At 58.9% G+C, this 21,160-nt stretch carries 16 protein-coding genes and 1 tRNA gene; 12 read left to right on the plus strand and 5 right to left on the minus strand.

The window, feature by feature from the left end; all coding sequences use genetic code 11:
- Nucleotides 1-87: 87 nt before the first annotated feature.
- On the plus strand, nucleotides 88-720 hold the full coding sequence (locus AVO45_RS02930; RefSeq protein ID WP_068344277.1) for a DNA-3-methyladenine glycosylase family protein: 633 nt from the start codon (nucleotides 88-90) through the stop codon (nucleotides 718-720).
- A complete protein-coding gene (locus AVO45_RS02935) occupies nucleotides 717-1,382 on the plus strand; it encodes an alpha/beta hydrolase (protein ID WP_068344279.1) in 666 nt (221 codons plus the stop codon). Before AVO45_RS02930 ends, AVO45_RS02935 begins: the two co-directional genes overlap by 4 nt.
- Nucleotides 1,383-1,409: 27 nt before the next feature.
- Here the strand turns inward: AVO45_RS02935 and AVO45_RS02940 are convergent, their stop codons facing one another.
- Both AVO45_RS02940 and AVO45_RS02945 read right to left on the minus strand, forming a co-directional pair.
- Nucleotides 1,410-1,835 carry a VOC family protein gene (locus AVO45_RS02940; RefSeq protein WP_068344281.1) on the minus strand — a complete coding sequence of 142 codons (426 nt, stop codon included), beginning with the start codon at nucleotides 1,833-1,835 and terminating at the stop codon, nucleotides 1,410-1,412.
- 32 nt (nucleotides 1,836-1,867) lie between these two features.
- Entirely contained in the window at nucleotides 1,868-2,467 is a 600-nt protein-coding gene (locus AVO45_RS02945; RefSeq protein ID WP_068344283.1) for a pseudouridine synthase, read from the minus strand.
- Between the two features lie 214 nt (nucleotides 2,468-2,681).
- Here AVO45_RS02945 and AVO45_RS02950 point away from each other — a divergent pair, with 214 nt between their 5' ends.
- On the plus strand, nucleotides 2,682-3,266 hold the full coding sequence (locus tag AVO45_RS02950; protein WP_068344284.1) for an HNH endonuclease: 585 nt from the start codon (nucleotides 2,682-2,684) through the stop codon (nucleotides 3,264-3,266).
- A gap of 10 nt (nucleotides 3,267-3,276) precedes the next feature.
- Here the strand turns inward: AVO45_RS02950 and AVO45_RS02955 are convergent, their stop codons facing one another.
- Both AVO45_RS02955 and AVO45_RS02960 read right to left on the minus strand, forming a co-directional pair.
- The gene (locus tag AVO45_RS02955; protein ID WP_068344286.1) at nucleotides 3,277-3,741 is read right to left on the minus strand and encodes a disulfide bond formation protein B; all 465 of its coding nucleotides are present in this window, start codon (nucleotides 3,739-3,741) and stop codon (nucleotides 3,277-3,279) included.
- On the minus strand, nucleotides 3,738-4,316 hold the full coding sequence (locus AVO45_RS02960; protein ID WP_068344288.1) for a YqaA family protein: 579 nt from the start codon (nucleotides 4,314-4,316) through the stop codon (nucleotides 3,738-3,740). Before AVO45_RS02960 ends, AVO45_RS02955 begins: the two co-directional genes overlap by 4 nt.
- Before the next feature lie 143 nt (nucleotides 4,317-4,459).
- On the opposite strand from AVO45_RS02960, the gene AVO45_RS02965 reads away from it, so the two are divergent.
- From AVO45_RS02965 to AVO45_RS19290, 9 genes are all read left to right on the plus strand, one after another.
- Nucleotides 4,460-4,545: transfer RNA gene (locus tag AVO45_RS02965), tRNA-Leu, on the plus strand.
- A gap of 589 nt (nucleotides 4,546-5,134) precedes the next feature.
- Nucleotides 5,135-5,335: a helix-turn-helix transcriptional regulator gene (locus AVO45_RS19285; RefSeq protein WP_240482044.1), complete on the plus strand. Its 201-nt coding sequence runs from the start codon at nucleotides 5,135-5,137 to the stop codon at nucleotides 5,333-5,335.
- Nucleotides 5,336-5,812: 477 nt separating this feature from the next.
- Nucleotides 5,813-6,679 carry a BrxR family helix-turn-helix transcriptional regulator gene (locus AVO45_RS02970; protein ID WP_068344289.1) on the plus strand — a complete coding sequence of 289 codons (867 nt, stop codon included), beginning with the start codon at nucleotides 5,813-5,815 and terminating at the stop codon, nucleotides 6,677-6,679.
- Nucleotides 6,680-6,707: 28 nt separating this feature from the next.
- The gene (locus AVO45_RS02975) at nucleotides 6,708-9,788 is read left to right on the plus strand and encodes a hypothetical protein (protein ID WP_068344291.1); all 3,081 of its coding nucleotides are present in this window, start codon (nucleotides 6,708-6,710) and stop codon (nucleotides 9,786-9,788) included.
- Between the two features lie 88 nt (nucleotides 9,789-9,876).
- Nucleotides 9,877-15,195, plus strand: a complete 5,319-nt coding sequence (locus AVO45_RS02980) for a DEAD/DEAH box helicase (RefSeq protein ID WP_276202391.1) — start codon at nucleotides 9,877-9,879, stop codon at nucleotides 15,193-15,195.
- On the plus strand, nucleotides 15,195-17,153 hold the full coding sequence (locus AVO45_RS02985; RefSeq protein WP_068344294.1) for a DEAD/DEAH box helicase: 1,959 nt from the start codon (nucleotides 15,195-15,197) through the stop codon (nucleotides 17,151-17,153). Before AVO45_RS02980 ends, AVO45_RS02985 begins: the two co-directional genes overlap by 1 nt.
- Nucleotides 17,154-17,281: 128 nt before the next feature.
- A complete protein-coding gene (locus tag AVO45_RS02990) occupies nucleotides 17,282-18,730 on the plus strand; it encodes a DNA cytosine methyltransferase (protein ID WP_205627836.1) in 1,449 nt (482 codons plus the stop codon).
- On the plus strand, nucleotides 18,723-19,916 hold the full coding sequence (locus AVO45_RS02995; protein WP_068344296.1) for an MvaI/BcnI family restriction endonuclease: 1,194 nt from the start codon (nucleotides 18,723-18,725) through the stop codon (nucleotides 19,914-19,916). Before AVO45_RS02990 ends, AVO45_RS02995 begins: the two co-directional genes overlap by 8 nt.
- Nucleotides 19,903-20,592 carry an HhH-GPD family protein gene (locus tag AVO45_RS19290; protein WP_082688634.1) on the plus strand — a complete coding sequence of 230 codons (690 nt, stop codon included), beginning with the start codon at nucleotides 19,903-19,905 and terminating at the stop codon, nucleotides 20,590-20,592. Before AVO45_RS02995 ends, AVO45_RS19290 begins: the two co-directional genes overlap by 14 nt.
- Here AVO45_RS19290 and AVO45_RS03005 read toward each other — a convergent pair.
- Nucleotides 20,543-21,145, minus strand: a complete 603-nt coding sequence (locus AVO45_RS03005) for a hypothetical protein (protein ID WP_068344299.1) — start codon at nucleotides 21,143-21,145, stop codon at nucleotides 20,543-20,545. The two genes, AVO45_RS19290 and AVO45_RS03005, sit on opposite strands and share 50 nt — an antisense overlap.
- Nucleotides 21,146-21,160 lie beyond the last annotated feature (15 nt).

A 21,160-nucleotide genomic window follows, 5' to 3' on the forward strand; every position in this document is an offset into this window, starting at 1 on the left:
GGCATTCGGAGAACACCTCAAGCGGATTGAATATGTATTGAAACAATCCAATCTGGTTTACGAAACGTCGAGCAGGTCGGAGGAACAGTGACAGTCGGTCGGATCATCGAAACCCCGGATTGCGTTGCCGAGGGAGCGGAATGGCTTGCAGGCCAATGCCAACGCATGGCCCATGCGATGGATCAGACCGGACCGTTGCCGCTGCGCCGCCGCCCGGACGGGTTTGCGCAGCTGCTCAGCGCCATCGTCAGTCAGCAGGTCAGCGTGGCCTCTGCCAACGCGATCTGGGGGCGGCTCAAGGAGGCCGGGCTGACAGGCCCGCGCAAGATCATGTGGGCCACGGACGAGGATTTGCGGGCTGCAGGTTTGAGCCGCCAGAAGATTCGCTATGCCCGGGCACTGGCAGAGGCGCGGATCGACTATCGGGCTTTGCGGGAGACACCCACTGAAGAGGTCGTTGCCATCCTGACGCAGGTGCCGGGGATCGGCGTCTGGACGGCCGAAATCTATGCGATGTTCTCTCTGGGCCGCGCCGATGTCTTTGCGCCGGGCGATCTGGCGCTGCAGGAAGCGGCACGGATGCTCTATGACCTGCCCGAGCGCCCCAGGGAAAAACACCTGCGGCAAATGGCCGAGGCCTGGTCGCCGTGGCGCTCGGTTGCGGCGCGCGTGCTGTGGGCCTATTACCGCGTGGCCAAGGACAGGGAAGGGATCAGATGACTCGGGTATTGAATGCGGGCCGCAAGGGGCCGGTCTCGGGCACCACGCGCTCGGTTGTGGTTTTCGTGCATGGGTATGGCGCCAATGGCGCGGATCTGCTGGGGCTGGCCGATGTTCTGGGGGAGCATCTGCCCGACACGCTGTTCGTGGCCCCTGATGCGCCTGAAAGCATCCCCGGCATGCCCTTCGGTTATCAGTGGTTCCCGATTCCGTGGATCGACGGCTCTTCCGAGGAGGAGGCGCGGCGCGGGATGGAAATGGCGGTCGAAGATTTCAACGCCTTTCTTGACGCTCTGATGGTGGATGAAGACGTCCTGCCCGAGCAGGTCGTGCTGTTCGGATTCTCGCAGGGCACCATGATGAGCCTGCATGTCGCTCCGCGCCGCGAGGATCCCGTGGCGGGGATCGTTGCATTCTCGGGTCGTCTGCTGGAACCCGATCTGCTGGCCGAAGAAGTGGTCAGCCGGATGCCGGTGCTGCTGGTGCATGGCGACCAAGACGACCTGGTGCCGCCGCAGTCGCTGCCAGAGGCGGCCGAAGCCCTGCAACGTGCCGGGTTCAAAGAGGTCTATGCCCATGTGATGAAAGGCACCGGCCACGGGATTTCGCCGGATGGCCTGAGCGTGGCGCTGGCCTTCATGCGGGACAAGCTGAGCCTGTAAGGTCCGCCCCCGGGCGGGCGGTCAGGGTCAATCCCACAACCAGCCTTCGGCAAACTCTACCGAGTTTCCGGCCGGGTCACGGAAATAGAGTGACCGCGCCCCGTTGGGCCAATCGAATTCCGCGTCGATGGGGGTGCCGGCCTCTTCCAGCCGGCGGCGCATTTGTCGGAACTGGTCCCGTTCCAGCACCAGACAGACATGGCCCGGCCCGCGCGCACCGTGTGGCGGCACCGGAAGGCGCGGATTGCTGGGCGGTAGCTCTGTCTTGTCCGGGTTGAAGATCAGCAGCACCGATGGGCCGACGCGGAAAAAGACATGCCGGTCCTGAACGCGCTGGATCTGCTCCAATCCCAACACCACGCCATAGAACACCTCGGCCTTGTCGAGGTCATCGACGTAAAGCGCCGCTTCGAGAATCCCGGTCGGGGCAGGGGGCTTGGTTGCTTCGCTCATGAACGCAGATTAGCAGGCCAGCAGCAACGCTGTCACCGGCGGCGCATTTTGTGCTTTGGTTTCGGCGCTGGCAGTTGCGGCATTGGCAAGGTTTCCCATTTGCCGGGGTCCAACCCGTCCAAGGTCCACTCCCCGATCCTGTAACGGATCAGGCGCAGCGTCGGGTGCCCGACCGCAGCGGTCATGCGGCGCACCTGTCGATTGCGCCCCTCGCGGATTGTCAGTTCGATCCAGCTGTCGGGCACCGACTTGCGCACCCGGATCGGGGGTGTGCGCGGCCAGAGCCCGGCGGGTTCGTCGATCCGCCGGGCCTTGGCCGGTCGGGTCAGCCCGTCTTTCAGTTCCACCCCGTCGCACAGGGCTTTGAGCCCCACCGCATCCGGCACGCCTTCAACCTGAACCCAATAGGTCTTGGCCATCTTGTGCTTTGGGTCCGAGATGCGCGCCTGCAGTCGCCCGTTGTCTGTCAGCAGCATCAACCCCTCGCTGTCGCGGTCCAGTCGGCCAGCCGGATAGACGCCGGGCAGGTCGATGAAGTCGGACAGCGTGCGGCGCGGCGAGACCGCGCTGCCGCGATCGGTGAATTGCGGCAATACGTCGAAAGGTTTGTTGAAGCGGATGAACCAGGACATGGAACCACCCCTTATCCTGTGCAGCCCGGTGGCGGCAAGCTGTGGATAACTGTCACGGGTATGTTACTCTCGCCAAGTAAACACACTGCGACATGTTGTGGAAACTCAGGGCTTGCCTGAGTTTATACACGATATATAGTCGTATTTAGGCCGGGGCGGGTGCTCCCCGCTCTGATGTCGAAACGGGCAGTGCAGGGCGAGGAGAGAGTCTGACATGGACGGAGACTTCAGGAGCGAGTTCGTCAGGGAACCGGGGGCGTTGAAACACCATCCAGCCTTGGTTCTGAATGCCGACTATCGTCCACTGTCCTATTACCCTCTGTCCCTTTGGCCCTGGCAGGAGGCAATCAAGGCCGCCTGGTTGGACAGGGTGGTCATCGTGGCCGAATATGACGAGGTCGTGCGCAGCCCGAGCACCGAGATACGAATACCGTCGGTCGTTGTTTTGAAAGACTACGTTAGACCCCAAAAGCGCGTGGCCTTCACGCGCTTTAATTTGTTTTTGAGGGACGAATTCCGCTGTCAGTATTGCGGCAGCAGGGGCGAGTTGACCTTTGATCACGTGGTGCCTCGTGCAGCGGGTGGTGTGACCAGTTGGCAGAACGTGGTGGCGGCCTGCAGCCCCTGCAATCTGCGCAAGGGCTCCAAGTCATTGCGGCAGGCAGGCATGACGTTGCGAAAGCCGCCACGCCAGCCGCAGGCCGAGGAACTTCAGAACATCGGGCGCAAGTTTCCCCCCAACCACCTGCATGCCAGCTGGATGGACTTCCTCTATTGGGATGCCGAATTGGAGGCGTGACCCGGCCCCATCACCGGGCGCGTGCAGCGGCGAGCCAGATCAGCGCGAACCCGAAAGACACGATCGCGTTCCAGCTGGCCATCGACAGGCCGAACATCTCCCACGGAACTTCGTCGCAACGCACCAGCGGCGCCGACATGATCTGCTCCATGAGCTGTTGCGTGCTCAGACCGCCGATATCGCCCGAAGTGCAGGTCGATGGGCCTTCCCACCAGCCACGCTCGACACCGGTGTGATATACCCCGATCCCCGAAGTCGTCAGCGCGGCAAGGGCACCTGCCACGGGCAGGTATCTTATGGCGGGCAGAGCCAGCGCCAGCCCTCCGATCAGAACTGCCGCCCCGTGCGGGTATCGCTGCCAGATGCACAGTTTGCAGGGCGCCATGCCGCCTAGATACTGAAAGCCCCAGGCCCCAAGCAGCATCGCCGCGGAGCCCAGTGCCGCGGCAAGGACAAGTGTTTTTCTGTCGATCATAGGTATCTCACCAGAAAGAAGCCCCCGATCAGGAGCGCAATGAACACGGTAAAGACCAAACCCAGCCGCTTTTCAATGAAACCCCGGATTGGTTCGCCGAAGCCCCAGAGCAGCCCGGCAACAACAAAAAAGCGCAAGGCCCGGGCAAGGATAGACGTGGCGATGAACGTTCCCAGTGGCATACCGGTCCAACCGGACATGATGGTGATGACCTTGTAGGGAAACGGAGTCACGCCGGCCGTCAGGACCGCCCAGAAGCCGAAGTCGTTGAACCGCGTGTTGAATGCCTCCATCGCCTCGGCCTTGCCCATGGCCTGCAGGATGGGTTGCCCGACGCTTTCATAGAAAAACGCCCCGATCGCATAACCCAGCAACCCGCCAAGGACAGAGGCGAGCAGTGCCACGGTCGCGATCAGCCATGCCTTTGACGGACGGGCCAGAACCATGGGAATCATCAGAACATCCGGGGGGATCGGAAAAAACGAGCTCTCCACGAAAGCTACAATTGCCAATGCCCACATGGCATGAGGGTGTTCGGCCAGACTGATTGTCCGGTCATAAAGCGATCGCAACATCGGGTGCGGTATCCAAATATCTGTTGCCCCAATGCCAAATCATGCGACCCGCGAGAGGTCAACCGCCTATGGGGCGAACGAGGCAGCATCAGTGATTTTTGCCTCTGGACCTTCCCGGCTTGCGACGCTAATTGAAACCCGTGGCCCAAGTGGCGGAATGGTAGACGCAGGGGATTCAAAATCCCCCGCCTTCACGGGCGTGTGAGTTCGAGTCTCACCTTGGGCACCACTTTGAACTCATTGAGCAAAACTGCTGGCGCGGCATTTGCGCTGCTCTGTGGCTGACAAGTTGGCAAAATGGTTTTCGGCTTCGAGGCAGGCACTTGCGCCTTTTTCCTGGTCTTTGCCCGTGCGGCCAAATCTTTCTCCTGAAAACGCCCCGTCTGAATTCGGCGCTATGGAAACGGAGCGCCGCCCGATTTTCGATTCCGAGCACCTCTAAAGCCATCCACGGCTTGCGCTTGCAACAAACGGCCAGCAGCCCGCAAAGGGGCCGAGAACTTCATGGAATGGATGCGGGCAGCGTTTCCGTTGCGCATCTGCACAAAACTGCGAGGGTCCGAGTGGTTTTCTGGAATTCCATAAATGGCGGAGGGAGAGGAATACAGAAAATCCTGTCTCAACGTAGCCACCAGTGGCTGATCACAGATCGAGGAATCGAGGCGGGTGTTGTCTGATACTCGCGAACTCTCCGGAGGTTTGGGACGCATGCGCAATTCGCGCAAACTTCTGACTTTACTCGTTTTTCCATTCACGCCTTGGTTTGCGAGCAACCAAACAGAGTTGTACGTAAGGAGTAACACATGCAACCGACTTGCTTGAACCAGAAGGAATTGGCGGCGCGTTGGAGGATCAGCCATCGAACGCTCGAGCGCTGGCGGTGGGCCTGCGAGGGACCAGTTTACATGAAAATCGGCGGCCGCGTGGTGTATCGGCTGGAAGACATCCTGGCGTTCGAACGCGCCATGCTTTTGGGCAAAACACGAGATCAGGTAGCGTATCTTGATCTGGTGGATTGAATCCCGATTAACTCAAGAAAAATTCTCCCGCTGTCTCCACAGTCGAGACTGCGGGAGGTTGCCATCATTGGCGCTCCTCCTCCGGATCAATGCTGACAATTCCAGTTCTCGGGCTTGGATCTTTGGCGCGAGATCGAAAAGCTTTGTCCTAAAATACCATCTCGCATGGCCGAGGTGGCACTATATCCGCTCCACGAAAAAACTCGGACGGAGTAAAGCAATTTGTGGCGCCCACTTGTCAAAGAAGCCGGTCGTGCAAAGAGACTAGATGAGCTTTGCCTTCTGCTTCCTTCCGCACGGGACAAACAGTTTTGCGCGACGGTGCGTGGCACGGCGGAAAGCCAAGACTTGAAAAAAATCGATCTCCTTTTGCGAAGCTCTGATTGCACAAGCTCAACCATTCCGCTAGCATCGCCTCAAGCACAGAAAATGTGCGCGCATAGTTACAATGCGCATCGGCCAAGCCGGGAGAGTGATGTGGAAGACAGCAAGGCGGAGCTTCGCTGGGGCGTCGAGCAACGGCTCGAGTTCATCGAGTTCCGCCTGTTTTGGGAGGGGCGCGTGAACCGCAGCGACCTGATGGATCAGTTCGGAGTTTCGGTGAACCAGGCGTCCGCCGACCTGAACCGCTACATCGGCCTGGCGCCCGACAACATGGTCTATGATAAAAGCGCCCGGACCTATGTGCGCACGCCAGACTTCAAAGCCCATTTCAGCGAACCCGACGCAAGCAAGTATCTGGCCCAGCTGCGTTCGGTCGCCGATGGTATCCTTGACCGAGAAGAAACCTGGATCACGGAGCTTCCTCCGTTTGCATCCGCACCGACGCCGGTTCGTGGCGTCAATCCCGCGACGCTCCGATCGGTCGTCGGCGCCATTCGCCGGTCGGAAGCGATCGAGGTGAAGTATCAAAGCCTGTCCCGCCCGGAGCCAAGCTGGCGCTGGATCGCGCCCCACGCCATCGCCTTCGACGGGTTCCGCTGGCACGCCCGGGCGTTTTGCGAGACTGATGAGCGCTTCAAGGACTTCCTGCTATCGCGAATGCTCAAAATCCGTGGCTCGCGAGAAGCCGAAGTCTCCCCCGGCGATGATCACGATTGGCATTCCGAGGTCACGCTGGAAGTCGGCCCCCACCCTGACCTCTCGGAAACTCAGGCAAAGGTCATAGCGCTCGACTACGGCATGCGCGGTGGCAAGGCGAAAATCAAGGTCCGGCGCGCGCTGCTCTATTACGCGCTCAGGCGGCTTGGGCTTGATACCGACCCGGGCGCGCGAAAGGCCCAGGATCAGCAAATCGTGCTCCTTAACAGGGAGCAATTAGCCATCTCATCACTTCTAGATTGAAAAGTATAGTTCTTCGGAAAGCTTGGCCATGGAAGAAAAAGCTTACTGGTCTGTCGAAATCGACACCGAGTATGCGGCGGCAAACTCCGCGCTTAACAACTATTTTTTTCGCGGGCGATTTGAAATGCTGCCAGTCTATCTTGATCTGGAGGGAGACGCAGAAACGGAAGTAGCCGAGGCTCTCGAGATTGAGCCTGATGAACTCGGGGATTTCGTAGGGTTATGCGTTTCACGATCACTTCGGTTCGATCGTGCGGACCCTTATGTAGATCATACCAGCTGGTTGAAGGACTGGAGCAAGGCTGGCCGGCGATCCCCGCCTCCCTTCACGGCACTTCTATGCGCTTTGTCCATCGCCGCCGAGAGAATGGGTGCCGATGAGAACTTCTCACCTAACAACTACTACGAGCGCTATTTCGAGTTGCTTGGGGTAAAGGGCGCGACAAACCAACAAAAACTTAAGCAGTACGCGAAAAGCACACGCCAGTTTTGGCGAGCATTGAACCTTTGGCTTTCTGAGAACGACTACTTGCTCGGAAGGCCAACCGCCAAACCGCTACTTAGCCATTGGCAGTACGCCAGCTATGCTCTCTCGCAAGCTCTTGTTAGAGACGCAGACCGCAGGCGATTTGAAGGTCTCTTTCTGGCGTACGATTTGACGCCTGGCGACCCAATTGGGGAGGCGGAGATGGCGCTCCTCGTGAATGACTGGATGACCTCGCATGGGTCATCCGGTCCAACTGCTTGGCTCAAGAAACTGTGGACCGCGAACGAGTTGAGAGAGCGCGTTGTCGCCGCCGCGCTTGACATGTTCGAAAGCTGGGAGCCGTCAGCGGCCGTAACGCCAGGGCAAGCGAAGAAGGCGCGGCTTCAGTGGCAACTAGGCTTCCCCGGGTTTCCTAGAAAGAGGGTAACTCTGGCGCTCTCGGTGACACGTGGTGGTAACGCCGAACCACTTCGCCCAATCAAACCGGAGAGCATTCTTGAGGATGAGTTCGTTCTGGAAGAAGGCGAGCCGGGCGTCCAATTCCTCGGACCGATCGGTTCGATAAACCTCGACCTTCTACTGCTACAATCGCAAACTTTCATGGGGCAACAAAGCGGCGTCACCTACAACTACATTGCTAAGCCCATCGTCGTGTTTTCGCGCTCTGCGGAAGGCACCATGTTCAGGGAGGTTACCCGTGCAAGCCTCTTCGAGGAGCACGCGATCCTGTGCCACGAAGCATGGCTCGAAAAAGTCGAAGGCCACCTCGCCAAGTGCGCGCGACCCGGGCATGCCGTGTTGCAATCGTCCGACATGCCGGGGATTCCAAGGGGTTGGTGCATCCTGAGAGGGGTCGAAATCGTGCGCTCCGTGGACAACGCACACGATAATTTCCATGCCCTGAATCCGCTTGATAGCACTGCTGCGATCGCTTGCGTTGGAGGCCTGAAACTCGGCCACGGAACGTGGCATGTTGATGCAAAACCGCACGTCGAAGCAAAATCCGAAAAAAGCGATGGTAAGCTCGAGATCCTGCATGAGCGATTCGGCCAAGACGACGAGATCGTGGCCTCATCGAAAGCAGTGGGTGACTTCATCGAACTCGATCTAGATCAAGTCGAGGTCGCACCGGGAACCAACCTGCGGGCCGTGGTGAAAGCCGGCAAAGCTGAATTGGCGGAAACGGATTTTTCGTTAAGAAGTGCAGACGTACCACGCCCGCTCGGTGGAAAACGCTTTTACCATCCGTTTGCCAGCGGCCAAGGGCTCTCCCTGAATTCAGAAACCATCTCCTTGAGTCCAGGAAACGGACTGGAGGGATGCACCATCGTGGGAAGGCTTAATGTTGAGCCAGATCAAAGCGTTTCGCCTCAACCAGAAACTTCCTCGAACAAGATTCCCGAGGGGATGGCAGAGGCCACTCCCGAGGTCGATTGGAATCATTCGCAGGACGCGGTCCACCAAGCCGCTGGGAGTTGCGTGATCCGCGGATATCACTACTGGGTCTACGAGCCGTTCGAGAAGGGGGACGATCGGTTCGAAGCCAAGATGGCCGAGTGCAAAGACTGCCACGTTCGCGCACTGTCTCGGTCGCGGGCGGTGGCGAAGAAAAACTGGAAAAAGAGCAAACAGGCACGATATGGGACACCGGTTCGGAGGCAAACGGCCACGCAAGGCGCGATACAGCAAGAGCACGGCGGAAGCTTACCTCAGACTAACTCCGTTTCGCTTGACACGGTTTTCGATGCTCTCTGCTACCTCGGTCAAGGCAGTTGGCATGCATTTCAGCGGCTAGTGGCATCCGTTTCAGAAGAACCGTGGTTTCCACGAACGTTGGCCGCTGACCTTTTCGCCCTCGGCCATCTTGAAATGAAGGACTCGATCCTTTCTGACGCATCTGATTGGTCGGTGCCTCCACCCGTTATGGTGGTGGGTCTCGACAAGAAGGCCCGTCTCGCCGGCTTCCACTCGAAGCTCTTACTTGGAAAGATCCGTGATGCGCTGGAGAGCGCAGGTGCAATCTACGAAGTGGTCTCGCAGCCAGGGCGCGTTACGCTGCATCGGTGGTCTGGGCTCGCTGGCCTGCCCTTAGACGCGCTGCTTGAAGGTATCACGGATCCGCACGGCCGCTCGGTGACAGTTGCCCACGACCTCGGCTTGGCGATTGCCAGAAACTTGCCGTCTATCGAAATGGCTTGGATGCTGGGGACACCAATGCATGTCGAAAGAGCGGACGCACTGGCCAAGTTCGACGTCAGAGACGCGCGCTGGATTAGAGCAGAGACCATTGAAGGCACTGGGGCTTACCGGGTTGGGCTGCACGGAACCCGTTACGTGTTCCGCGATCATAGTGGAGACACGCGCCAAGTTGGCCATCGGGTCGCCAAGATCTTGGCCGCAAAGAGCGAAGGTACACGGCTCCATGCCTACGACATTTCCACCGGCCGCTTCATCGCCGCTCTCGGGGCTGAGCCTCCAGGGTTGTTTGCCCGCGCTCTCGTCGCTTCTAGCGGTGCATTGCCATTAATTGAAGGGGGGCGCCTCATTTACGAGCGAGTCGCTCCCATGATCGCAACCATTATCTTGAAAAAACTTTACGAGGGAGACCGGACCGTTGCCTAACGCCACCCCGAACGAGGTGCTCAAGTACATCCAGGAAGCATATCACAAATACTATGACAGCGCGTTCTGGATGCGAGACGGGGCGCTAATGGCGGAGCGCCGTGAACTACTCGCGGAACCCGGCCTTACCGCTCAAGAAATCCTTCTCGAGGCTGTATTAGCGTATCCATCGGCGGTGCCTGTCGAAAAGGCTTGCGAGGAAGCGGGCCTACCTCCGAGCGTGGCGGAGCATCTTGGGAGAGTGGTATTTGGTGCGAACTACTCCCTCAGGAAGCACCAAGCCCAGTCACTAGTCACTTCATTGGCACCGAACGATGCGCCGACCAGGAACGTCGTGGTTACATCTGGGACGGGTTCCGGGAAGACCGAGAGTTTCCTCGTGCCCGTTATTGCGAGGCTCTTGGCTGAGAGGCTGGGCGGTGTCGGAAGCGGAACCTTGAACCAATGGTGGGAACGACCTTGGTCCCAAGAGACGCATTGGAACGGGATCCGGTCGGGGATTAGCGGGGGCCCCACGCCAGCTGTTCGTGCTTTGCTGCTCTATCCCACCAACGCGCTCGTCGAGGACCAGGTTGCCAGGCTTCGGCGCGCTGCTTTCCGCGCGAAGGCCATCCACGGCCAGCCGCTCTTCTACTTCGGCCGGTACACTGGGGCGACGCCTGGCGGAACGTTTTTCCCTAGCGGGCAACTCAAAGCAGGCGACCGGCAAAGGATCCGCGAGGTTGCGAAGGACCTTCGAAAGATTGCTGAAGAAGCAGAGCGGCTCCGCGACCGGGACGAGGAGATCCGCGGACAATTCCAAGATCCGACCTGCGGCGAAATGCTTACGCGGTGGGACATGATAGACGCGCCGCCGGACATCATGATCACCAACGTCTCGATGCTCAATGTCATGTTGATGCGGGACCACGAGGCGCCGATCTTCGAGGCGACAAAGAACTGGCTGCGCTCCTCTCCGAACAACCATTTTTCCCTGGTCGTCGACGAGCTTCACGGCTACCGCGGCACCGCGGGCACGGAAGTTGCACTCGTAATACGCAACTTGCTCCTGAGGCTTGGGATGGAACCGGGGTCACCGCAGCTCAGGTGCCTGGGGACCAGCGCCTCGCTGGATGGAGAAGAAGGTCGCGAATACCTCCAGCAGTTCTTCGGGGTGGATAAGTCGACGTTCGCCGTCTTCCCCGGAGAGCCACGCAAACCCAGCGTCGAGCTTCCCATCGACGAATCCCATGTCGCGGACAAGGCCGACGACATCATGAGGGGTGATCGCTCAGCTATCGACCAAGTGTTGTCGCGGTTTTCGGCACGCGATGCCCTCGGCTCGGCTTGCATTGCCGCCGGACGGAAAGACGACGGCGGCGTTGCGCCGGCAAGGGTCTCCAAGGTCAAGGAGAAGCTTTTCGGTCAGGGCGCAGCGGATACGTCGTTCGCTGCTCTTCTTCATGCGGCTGCAACAGAACAGTCGGTTTCTTTCACAGAACCGAAACCTTCTTTCCGAGCGCACATGTTCCTCCGGCAGATACAGGGCATGTGGGCATGCTCGAACCCCGCATGCAGCGAAGTGGAGGAGCGATTTCGCTACGAAGGACGGCAGATTGGAAAGATTTTCAAGCAGCCCGCTATCAAGTGTCCATGCGGTGGCCAGGTACTGGAGCTTCTCTATTGCTATGATTGCGGAGAGGCATACCTTGGGGGCTACGTTACCCCCAAGGTTGACGAGGACGAGGAAGGCGAAGTCTTCTTGGAGTCCGGTCCAACGGACCTTTCGTCTACCGTACCGGGCCTGGTCAACGAAAGGCCACATAGCCGCTTCCGTTGGTATTGGCCTGGAAAGTTGGTTCCTTCCGGCGTCACGACAAGTTGGCAACACAAGAACCCGGCGACAGGCAAGTCGGTTACCTTCGGCTTCGCGCCCGCCGTATACCGCCCGCTCTACGGCCACCTAGCCAAGGCGCAACCCGGCGAAACTCCCACTGGTACGCTTTTCCAAGTTCCAAAAGGCGTCGATGTGCCCGGGTTGCCAGGGCGCTGCCCAGCGTGCCAGTCATCGAAGAGCCAGAGCCGCATCCTAAAAGCCTTTTTCTCCGGCAGCCGTGTGAATAGCCCGATCCGGGGGCTCCGGACAGGTTTAAACGTGACAACGCAGGTTATCGCGGATCGCGCTACGTCGATCTTGGGCTCAGAGGATGTTGCCGCTCCAATGATCGCCTTTACCGATAGCCGAGACGACGCGGCAGACGTGGCGGCCGGCTTGGAGTTGAACCATTTTCGATCGCTCGTCAGACAACTCGTCTTTGCCGAGCTGGAGCCGAAGCAGGTGTTCTCGATAGACGACGCGAAAGAAGTAGCCAAGAAAGTACAGGCAGAAAACGATCTAGATGCTCGCGAGAAGGAAATAGCTGCGGCCATCAACGCGTTTCACCCCGACCTGATGCAATCCTTGCTGCTAGACAGCCTGCGCATGGCAAACGAGAGCCAGCGCGCCCGCATCAGGGAGTTTTCCGAGAAAGCGCTGGGAAACCCTGCTGTTGCCTGGAGTCAACTCGTTTCAGGCGTTCTTGCCCGCCTACTGGAGCTTGGTGAAAACCCGCAAGGAACCGATGCGTCGCGGCAAACTGTCGACAACGAGCCTTGGTGGCGCTTTTTCGACGAAACGCGGCCCAGCGGTGTCGCGCGCTTGGACGCCTCGGTCGAAGAAGCTGGCCGCCGCACTATCCGCGAAAACCTCTCTTCCCTCGTGGCCGCCGCGTTGTTTGACGGGGGCGGTCGCGACCTCGAAACCTTAGGCATTGCGTACGTCCGGCCGATTGGAGAATTCTCCGCAAAGCTGGGCTTGGAGCGTAGCGAAGCTGAGTGCATCCTTTCGAACGTTGTTCGCCTCCTCGGACAAGCTCGCCTCTACAGTGGTAGTGGCAGTAGCCAGTCGAGCACGAATACCCCGGCAGGGGTACGAAAATACTTGGAAAAAGCGGCACCCCGCCTCAACCGCGACCCAGTCGTACTAGCAGACGCGATTGGTGACCTCTTGAAAACCGAGGGCATCGCGAACGAGAACTGGGTTCTCCAGGTAACACGCTACGGGAGCCTGAAACTAGAGCTTGTCCCAATAGAATCTGGGCTGGCGCGCTGCGATCGCTGCTCGAGGATCTCGGCCAATACCACCGTGAAAGCGTGCACCTCGCTAAACTGCGAGTCGGAGAGCTTTTCCCCGATCGATCAACCCGAAGACGACTACTACCGCTGGTTGTCCGGTGAAAAAGCCCACCGTCTGCACGTTGAGGAACTTACCGGACAGACCAAGCCGCTATCGGAACAACGCAGGCGCCAAAGACTGTTCAAGGAAGCCTTCCTCGAAGGCGAAGAGCCACGAGTTCACGGCATCGACGTGCTGAGCGTAACCACCACCATGGAAGTGGGGGTCGACATCGGCTCCCTAGAACTCGTCATGATGGCCAACATGCCCCCGCAACGCTTTAACTACCAGCAGAGGGTCGGGCGCGCGGGTCGCGCAGGACAGAGCTTCTCGTATGCCCTCACTATTTGTCGCGGCGGCTCCCACGACGACTTTTACTACTCGAATCCCGAACGGATCACCGGTGACACCCCACCACAACCCTACCTTGACTTGTCGCGCCCGGAGATCGTCAGGCGCGTGGCAGCTGCCGAGACACTCCGAAGGGCATTCAATGCTCTTGCCGAACCGCCAAGCCGCAGCGCAAGTACCCATGGATCATTTGGTGCTACCAGTAGCTGGGAGTCAAAATACAAGGCGCCGGTTTCCGAGTGGCTGGCAACATCACCTGAGGTTACCGAGGTCGTCGATGCGCTATGCCTAAACGCCCCTCTTTCGACGGGTAAACGCGATTCAATAGAGGCCTACTGCCGCGAAAAGCTCGCCGACCATGTATCCGAGATCGTGAAGAGTGATCGTTATATCCAAGAAGAACTGAGCGAACGGCTCGCGACGGCGGGAATCCTGCCGATGTTTGGTTTTCCGACCCAAACGCGGAGCTTGTTCGGATTCAAACATGGCGCATCTGTTGACGAGATGGTCATTTCGGACCGTCCCCTTGACCACGCGGTATGGGCCTTCTCACCTGGCTCCGAGATCCCCAAGGACAAGCAGATCCACGTCGCGTGTGGTTTCGAGTACAAGCGGCAGGTCGGCGGCAGGATCATTTCAGACCCTGATCCGCTGGGAGACCCTCTAGTCTTTTCCAAGTGCGAGGAGGAAACCTGCGGAAACATCATGCAAGGCGCGTCCGAAACTTGCGATGTCTGTCAGTCAATGGCATCGCCCTTCAATCTCTACCAGCCAAAGGGATTCACGACGACCGGCAGGCCAAGGGATTACGACGGGCAACGTCAAAGGGGACCCGCGCTTAATCCACCTGTTTTGGCATTCAAGCCGGACTACTCGGCCGGCTTCGACGTTGGACCGATGAAAGTAGCTTTGACATCGGACGAACCGATTGCGCTCGTGAACGACGCAAGCGGCGAGATGTTCAACTTCCGGCGCAAGGTAAATTCGATCATCGTCAACGAAGAGCACTTCTACAGGGATGATCCACCCTACCGGGATCTCCAAGGCGAGCCCGAAACCACTGGCGCAATCGGGGCGGTATTCAACACAGACGTTATGACGCTTTTGCTCGGAAGCTTGCCCAACGTCGGATACAACGGCGTTCTCGACATCGATAACCAACCTGCGGCCAGGGCAGCCTTGGTCTCGTTCGGCGAATTCGTAAAGCTTGCCGCCGCTGTCGAGCTCGACGTGGATCCTTCCGAGCTTCGCGTCGGTACCCAGCGATGGCGAACGCCGCATTGCGTGACGATGCAAATCTACGTCGCCGATGCCCTGGAAAACGGTGCCGGCTACACGCGGCATATCTGCAACCCGAAGCGTCTCCGTGCCTTGCTGCAGCGACACTACGACGTGCGAAGAGTGGAGTGGGAGGCCGCAGATCATGCCCTTTGCGATCGATCCTGTCCAGACTGCCTGAGAAATTACAACAATCGTTTCTTGCACGCTGCGCTAGACTGGCGACTCGCCCTGGACGTCGCGGAGCTCGTACTTGGCCATCCCCTCGACACGGATCGCTGGCTTGCATCCTCTCAGAAAATCGGGAGTCGCGTAGTCGAACTCTGCAATTCGGAGGACGGCGACGTCTTCTTGGAACAAGCGGACAGCCTCTTCGCAGTCACACGTTTGAACCCAGGTCGATCCCTCGTTCTTTCGCACCCGCTTTGGTACACAACCAAGGATGGACCCGCGCAGGACCGCCAGCACGATGCCAAGCTAACGCTGCAGGCGAACTATGGGCCAGCCCATCAAGTCGACTTCGTTGATATCCGGGATCTCGCGGCATCCCCGCAGACCTACGTCGTCAAGCTACTGGAGGCGTGATGATTGAAATCGTAGGTACAGAAGGCACGAGCGAGTATAGAGCCGCAATCATGGTGCGGGACGCACTGGAGGCTATCTGGCCTGGCGTCGCCACGTCTCCAATTGAACAGGAAGACATCAAGATCGCCGTCAGCGTGAAGATCTCCGGCTATAGGGTGCAGGATATCGATATCGTTTTGGCGGGACAGCTTGTCCGTCCCCGCCAAATCCGCCCCATGCGCGTGATCCGGGGACACTCTGGAAGTAGACTGAACAATCGTCCCCTGTTGGTTGAAAGCTTTGTCGCGGCAATCGAAGTAAAAGACCACGACGAACGAAACGTGAGAGTGAACGGTGACCAAGTAGAGGTTCGATATTCGCGCTCCGGCAGAATAGAGAGGAAGAGCGCGACAGACCAAAATGTAAACCAAATGCATTCGCTCAAGGCCTATCTTTCGGATCAACATGCCGACGTCTTCGTCCGACGATGCCTGATTTTCCCGAGCCTTCAAAACATCTCCGCTCCTAGCGCCGTCGCGTCCGGGTTCAATGGCCACCAACTTATGAGCGCTATCGCGAGTTCATCACCTGTGCTGGAGCGAAAGGGTCAGGGATATCTTTCCGCGGGAAGCTCACAGTCCGTCGAGAAGGTATTGGCCTCTCCCCTCTTTCGCCCGATGATCCCGACCCGCCTCGACCGGGAGCGGATGGAACGGCTCGCCGTAAAGAACCCGGCAGTCGATGAAGTCCTGCAAACACTTGGCTCCGGAACGGTGTTCCTGAGAGGTTACGGCGGCACTGGAAAAACAGTCCTTCTACTCCAAACGGCGTGGAAGCAGTACAAAGTCGAAGGGAAGCGTACGCTGATCTTGACATACAACTTGGCGCTCGCCGCCGACATGCGCCGCCTAATGGCACTAGCCGGTATTCCTTCTTCCCCAGAAGATGGTGGAATCGAAATCTCGACGGTGATGTCGTTTCTTTACCGATGGTTCGCGAGATTCCATCTACTCGAGGAAGAGGCCCTCGACTTTTCTCGCTATCCCGAGCTCTGCGCCGCTGCACTCGAAATGGTTGAAAGTGGCGCTGTTGGGGTCGCAGACATCGAAGGCATCGTATCTGCGGAGCCCGATAGGTTCGATTTCGACCAAGTATTCGTCGACGAGGGGCAAGATTGGCCCTCGGGAGAAACGGCTCTTTTAAAGGTCCTCTACAGCCCTCGCCGGCTTTGCATAGCAGATGGCATCGACCAGTTCACCCGTGGCCAGCGGGCAGACTGGCGGAAAGGAATACCGCGCGAAGAACGGAAGACGCACAGCTTGACAACGTGCCTTCGGCTTAAGCGCAACCTTTCTCTTTTTGTCGGGGAGGTCGCAAGATCTACTGGTATGGGCTGGGAAGCCGAAGCCAACCCGGCCGCAGGCGGCGGACGCTTGATTGTCCTATGCAAACCTTACGAGACTGCGCAGGAGCTACACGAGCAGCTGGTACGCGAGTTGCGCGATGACGGGAACGCTCCGATTGACATGCTGTTCTGCGTGCCGCCGGACGGCGTGGAGCGCGACGGAAACGTCGTCCGAAGCTCGATGTCAACTGTCCTCTCTGAATGGGGCACCGAGACATGGGACGGGGTCGACCCGCACGCACGCCTAGACTTCCCACGGTCAAGCAATCAAGCGAGGATCGTCCAATATGCGTCCTGTCGTGGGCTCGAAGGGTGGACGGTGGTACTTGATCGCTTCGATAGTTTTCTCGCGCAGATAGCCTCGTGGAAAGACCATTCGGAGGAGACTGCGATGGAAGGATTCGTAGACCCAGAGATAGCCCGAAACAGGGAGGCGTGGCGTTGGGGCATGATTGCCCTCACGCGCCCTATCGACACGCTTGTCATCCAGCTTCAGGATGAGCACAGCGGGTATGGTAAGCAAGTGCTTGATATTGCCGCCAAGATGGAAGATTTCGCGGAAATCATCCGCTGACTCACTCGTTCCGAGGTTCCCAAGCAGGCCTTTTCACCAGACGTTACAACATCTGGTTTTCGCCTGGACTTCCCTAGCTACATGTGCTAGTTGGAATTGAAAGGTGTCCGGAGCGCGAGAGGTGAAGAATGCTGGAGATTACGACCATGCAAGAAGAGATGTTGAAAGCAGGCGAACTGGCTGCGACGAGCATGGTTTCGAGGCCTCGCGTCTACAGCATGGTCGATTTGTTTGCCGGGTGTGGCGGTCTGTCACTTGGCTTCGAGAATGCAGCCTTCACGCCTGTATTCGTCAACGAACTCCACGACGATGCCCTCAAGACCTACCTTCTAAATCGTCACCACGAGCTAGGCGGGATGCGTTTTTCGGACAACCCGGCGCTCCGGTGCAATGATGCCCACGACCTGAAAGATGAGCGATTAGAGCAGATGGTGGCGGACTTGAGCAGTATCCGCGAGATCGACTTCCGCTTCGACCGGACAGCGAACGAGGAGAGCGGCGGTGGAAGCACGCTCGACGTGCTCACCGGTGGACCGCCGTGCCAAGGCTATTCCGGGATCGGCATCCGCCGCTCCTACGCCGTGGATCGTAAGGTCATCCCGTCCAACCACCTCTACGGCCGGATGGCGGAGATCATTCGCCGGCTTCGCCCGCGCATCTTCCTTTTCGAGAACGTGCGCGGCCTACTCAACGCCAAGTGGACCCGCGAAGGAGGCGAGCCGATTTGGCCGGAGGTTCTTCGTGAATTCAAGGAGCATATCCCTGGCTACGAGGTGCGCTGGTCACTCGTCCATGCCAAGGACTACGGGGTGCCGCAGAACCGGCCACGCGTGCTGATCGTTGGTATCCGCAAGGACATCCTCGCCGATGCCAAGAAGAAGGGCGTTGAGAATCTAGATGATACGGCTGACACCGAAGACGCTGTAAAATGTGGCTTTCTGCCGGCAGGTTGTCCTGGCGAATACCCTGATCTAGGAGAACTTCTTGGCGACCTCCTCGACGATGACGTGGAAGATATTCTATTGAACCAGTCCTACGCGCCGGGGCCGTTCGAGACCAAGAGTTACCCCCGGGCAGCGAAAAAGGGCACGATCCAAGAGAGGCTGAGAAAGGCGCCGGATTGGTACCCGCACCGAGGAGTCCGACTGACCGAGCAGGAATATAGCAAGCACAAGTGGGCCGTGGTCGATAAGTTTCGATACATGCTCGGCCACAACGGCGAGATTCCGGAGAAGTACAAGACGCGCAAATTCTCGCAGCGCGTCTTGAAGGAAAAGTGGGGCAACGCCGAACCCAACATCACCGCGACTTCCCTGCCGGACGATTACGTCCACTACCGCCAGCCGCGCATCCTGACGGTGCGCGAATGGGCGCGGCTGCAGCTTTTTCCCGATTGGTACCAGTTTGCCGGCAAGCGCACGACGGGAGGCCTGCGTCGGGCCGGTAAGCCCACCGAGGGCATTTTTGACCGCGAAGTGCCCAAGTACACGCAGATCGGGAACGCCGTTCCCGTAGGCCTCGCCGAGCGTGTCGGCAAACACTTCAAGATGATCCTCGACGCGGCAGTCGATGCTTGAGAAAAGCGACACGAGCATTGCCGAGACCCTCGCGGTCTTCACACGTTACGATCTCGACGTGGGGCTCTTGGTTCCCACCGAGACCGGCATGCGGAAATCCATCATGGATGCCACGGCCGGCTTGCGGGAGTACTTCCAAGACACCGGTTTTCACGACTACGATATGCAGGAGCAGGGTCCCGACGCCAAGGTGATCCGCGAGGCCTTCTTCGTTCGACCGGACGGGCTGCAGCCCACCACGGCCTCTCTTTACCGCCCGGTGACGAAATCCGGCGATCCCCGGGTGTGGTTCGGTCGCCTCAAGGGGTACGCCGAGCCCTACAACCTCCTCGCGGTGCTAGTGCGTGACGACAAGGCGTACATCGTCAACTGCAGCGACCCGCGCATCCTGGCTTCCATCCATGATCCGTCGACCCCCTTGGGGGCCATCGCTGCCGCGCAGCGGCCGACTAGAGACCCCGTGGTCGAGGAATTGCTCGACATGATCCGCGACGTGTCTTCGCGTGGCTTCGTGCGAACCTTGAGACCCGGGGATACCGGCGTCGGCATGACGCTGGAGACGTTGCTGGGGATTAACGCGAACACTCGCAAGGCCCCGGACTACAAGGGCATCGAGCTGAAGGCTAAGCGCCTGCGAAAAGGCAAGGCAAACCGGGTAACTTTGTTCTCCCAAGCGCCGGATTGGAAATTGAGTCCGATCGGTTCCGCGTGGAACCTGTTGTCTACCTATGGCTACGAGCGCGACGGCAAGCTACGCCTGAACCACGAGATGAATGCCACGGCGCCCAACTCGATCGGGTTCTTCTTGGAGGTGGACGCCGCCCACGACTGGCTCCAGCAAAATTATCAAGACCCGGACATGGCGGCCACGCGCCACGTCACCACATGGGAACTGGAAAAGCTGCGTAATCGCCTGAAGGAAAAGCATCCGCAAACCTTTTGGGTCAGCGCTCGCTGTCGCGGGAAAGGAGCAAGCGAGGAGTTCCACTATGTCCAAGTCGAGCATACGCGCCAACCAAAGGTGCGGAACTTCGACGCTCTGCTCGAGGGCGGCGTAATTTCAGTCGATTACCTGATGTCACAGAAAGGGCATCAGCGGGTGCGCGACCACGGATACCTGTTCAAGATGCATGCAGCTGATTTCCCAGCGCTATTCCCACCGTCCGAGACGCATGTCCTCGCGTGACGAACTGACACGCAGCAACAAGCTCCGGCTCACCAAGCTCCGAAACCACCTTCTCGCTTGGTACGAGGCCGAGGGCCGCACCCTGCCCTGGCGGTCGCCTGCCGCTTCGACCTTCGAACGCATTTGCGTGGAGGTGCTGTTGCAACGCACCCGAGCAGAAACCGTTGCCGCGATCTACGCTTTTTTCTTCGCGCGGTTCCCGAGCTGGTCTTCGTTGGCCGACGCAGACATCCCAGAACTGGAAGAGGCCTTCAAGCCAATCGGGCTGTGGCGGCGACGTGCAAAGTCGATGAAATCACTTGCCGAGTATGCAGCGGCCCGCGCCGGGTGTTTCCCAGATGACCCCGCTGAGCTGGCACAGGTTCCTGGAGTGGGCCAATACGTTGCCAACGCGATCCTGCTTTTTCAACACGGCCAACCGCGCCCCCTGGTCGATGTCAACATGGCCCGCGTGATCGAGCGCTTCGTGCGCCCTCGCGTGCTCGCGGACATCCGCCACGATCCGTGGCTGCAAGCAGCGGCGCACTGGCTCGTTAGGGAGCGCCCGATCAAAACAAACTGGGCGACGCTAGACTTCGCGGCAAAGGTCTGCACAGCGCGCACGCCCCGCTGCCATTGCTGTCCCGTTAGCTCACGGTGCGATTGGCTGCGCCGCCGGGCTTTGCTGCAGCCCTGAATATGGAAAGCATCTCCTTGTTCGAAAGAAGGTCCGCCATCGAGACGTTGATGCACGATGTCCAGAAAGTGGTACCGTTGTCAGGGTCTGTCTCGTTTGCCTCCCATACCCTTCCCTTCGCCTCCAACGTCGCAATGTCGATGCCGCCCACTATGAACGCGTGGGAGAAGCGAAAGATGTCGGAAGCTGGTCGCTTCCTGTCCCTGAGAAGGGACACGAAGTAGTAGTAGTCCGGTCGCTGATGCTCGTGATTGTACAGCGGTACCGAGTTGTCATAGTTCCGCCGCGGCCTAACAGTCCTATCCTTTGTCTTAACGTCAAGCGTGATGCAGTTGGAGACGAGAAAGTCGTGCGTGGTATGGTGGCGATCGTCCGTGAACTGGATGCCATTCCGCCGAAGAAAATCCCCCATCACGAGTTCGCCAATGCAGCCCACGAAATTCGCCTGTAGTTTCCGATGAGAATATTCGTACTCGGGCAACGCGTTCGCCCGTTCGTAGGCCGCGCGAAGCATCTCTTTCGTCAATGGATAGCTCGCGTAAGTCTCCGCCAATGCGTGTTTCTCCCC

Origin of the sequence: Ruegeria marisrubri (assembly GCF_001507595.1) — a bacterium.
GTDB classification, from domain to species: Bacteria; Pseudomonadota; Alphaproteobacteria; order Rhodobacterales; family Rhodobacteraceae; genus Ruegeria; species Ruegeria marisrubri.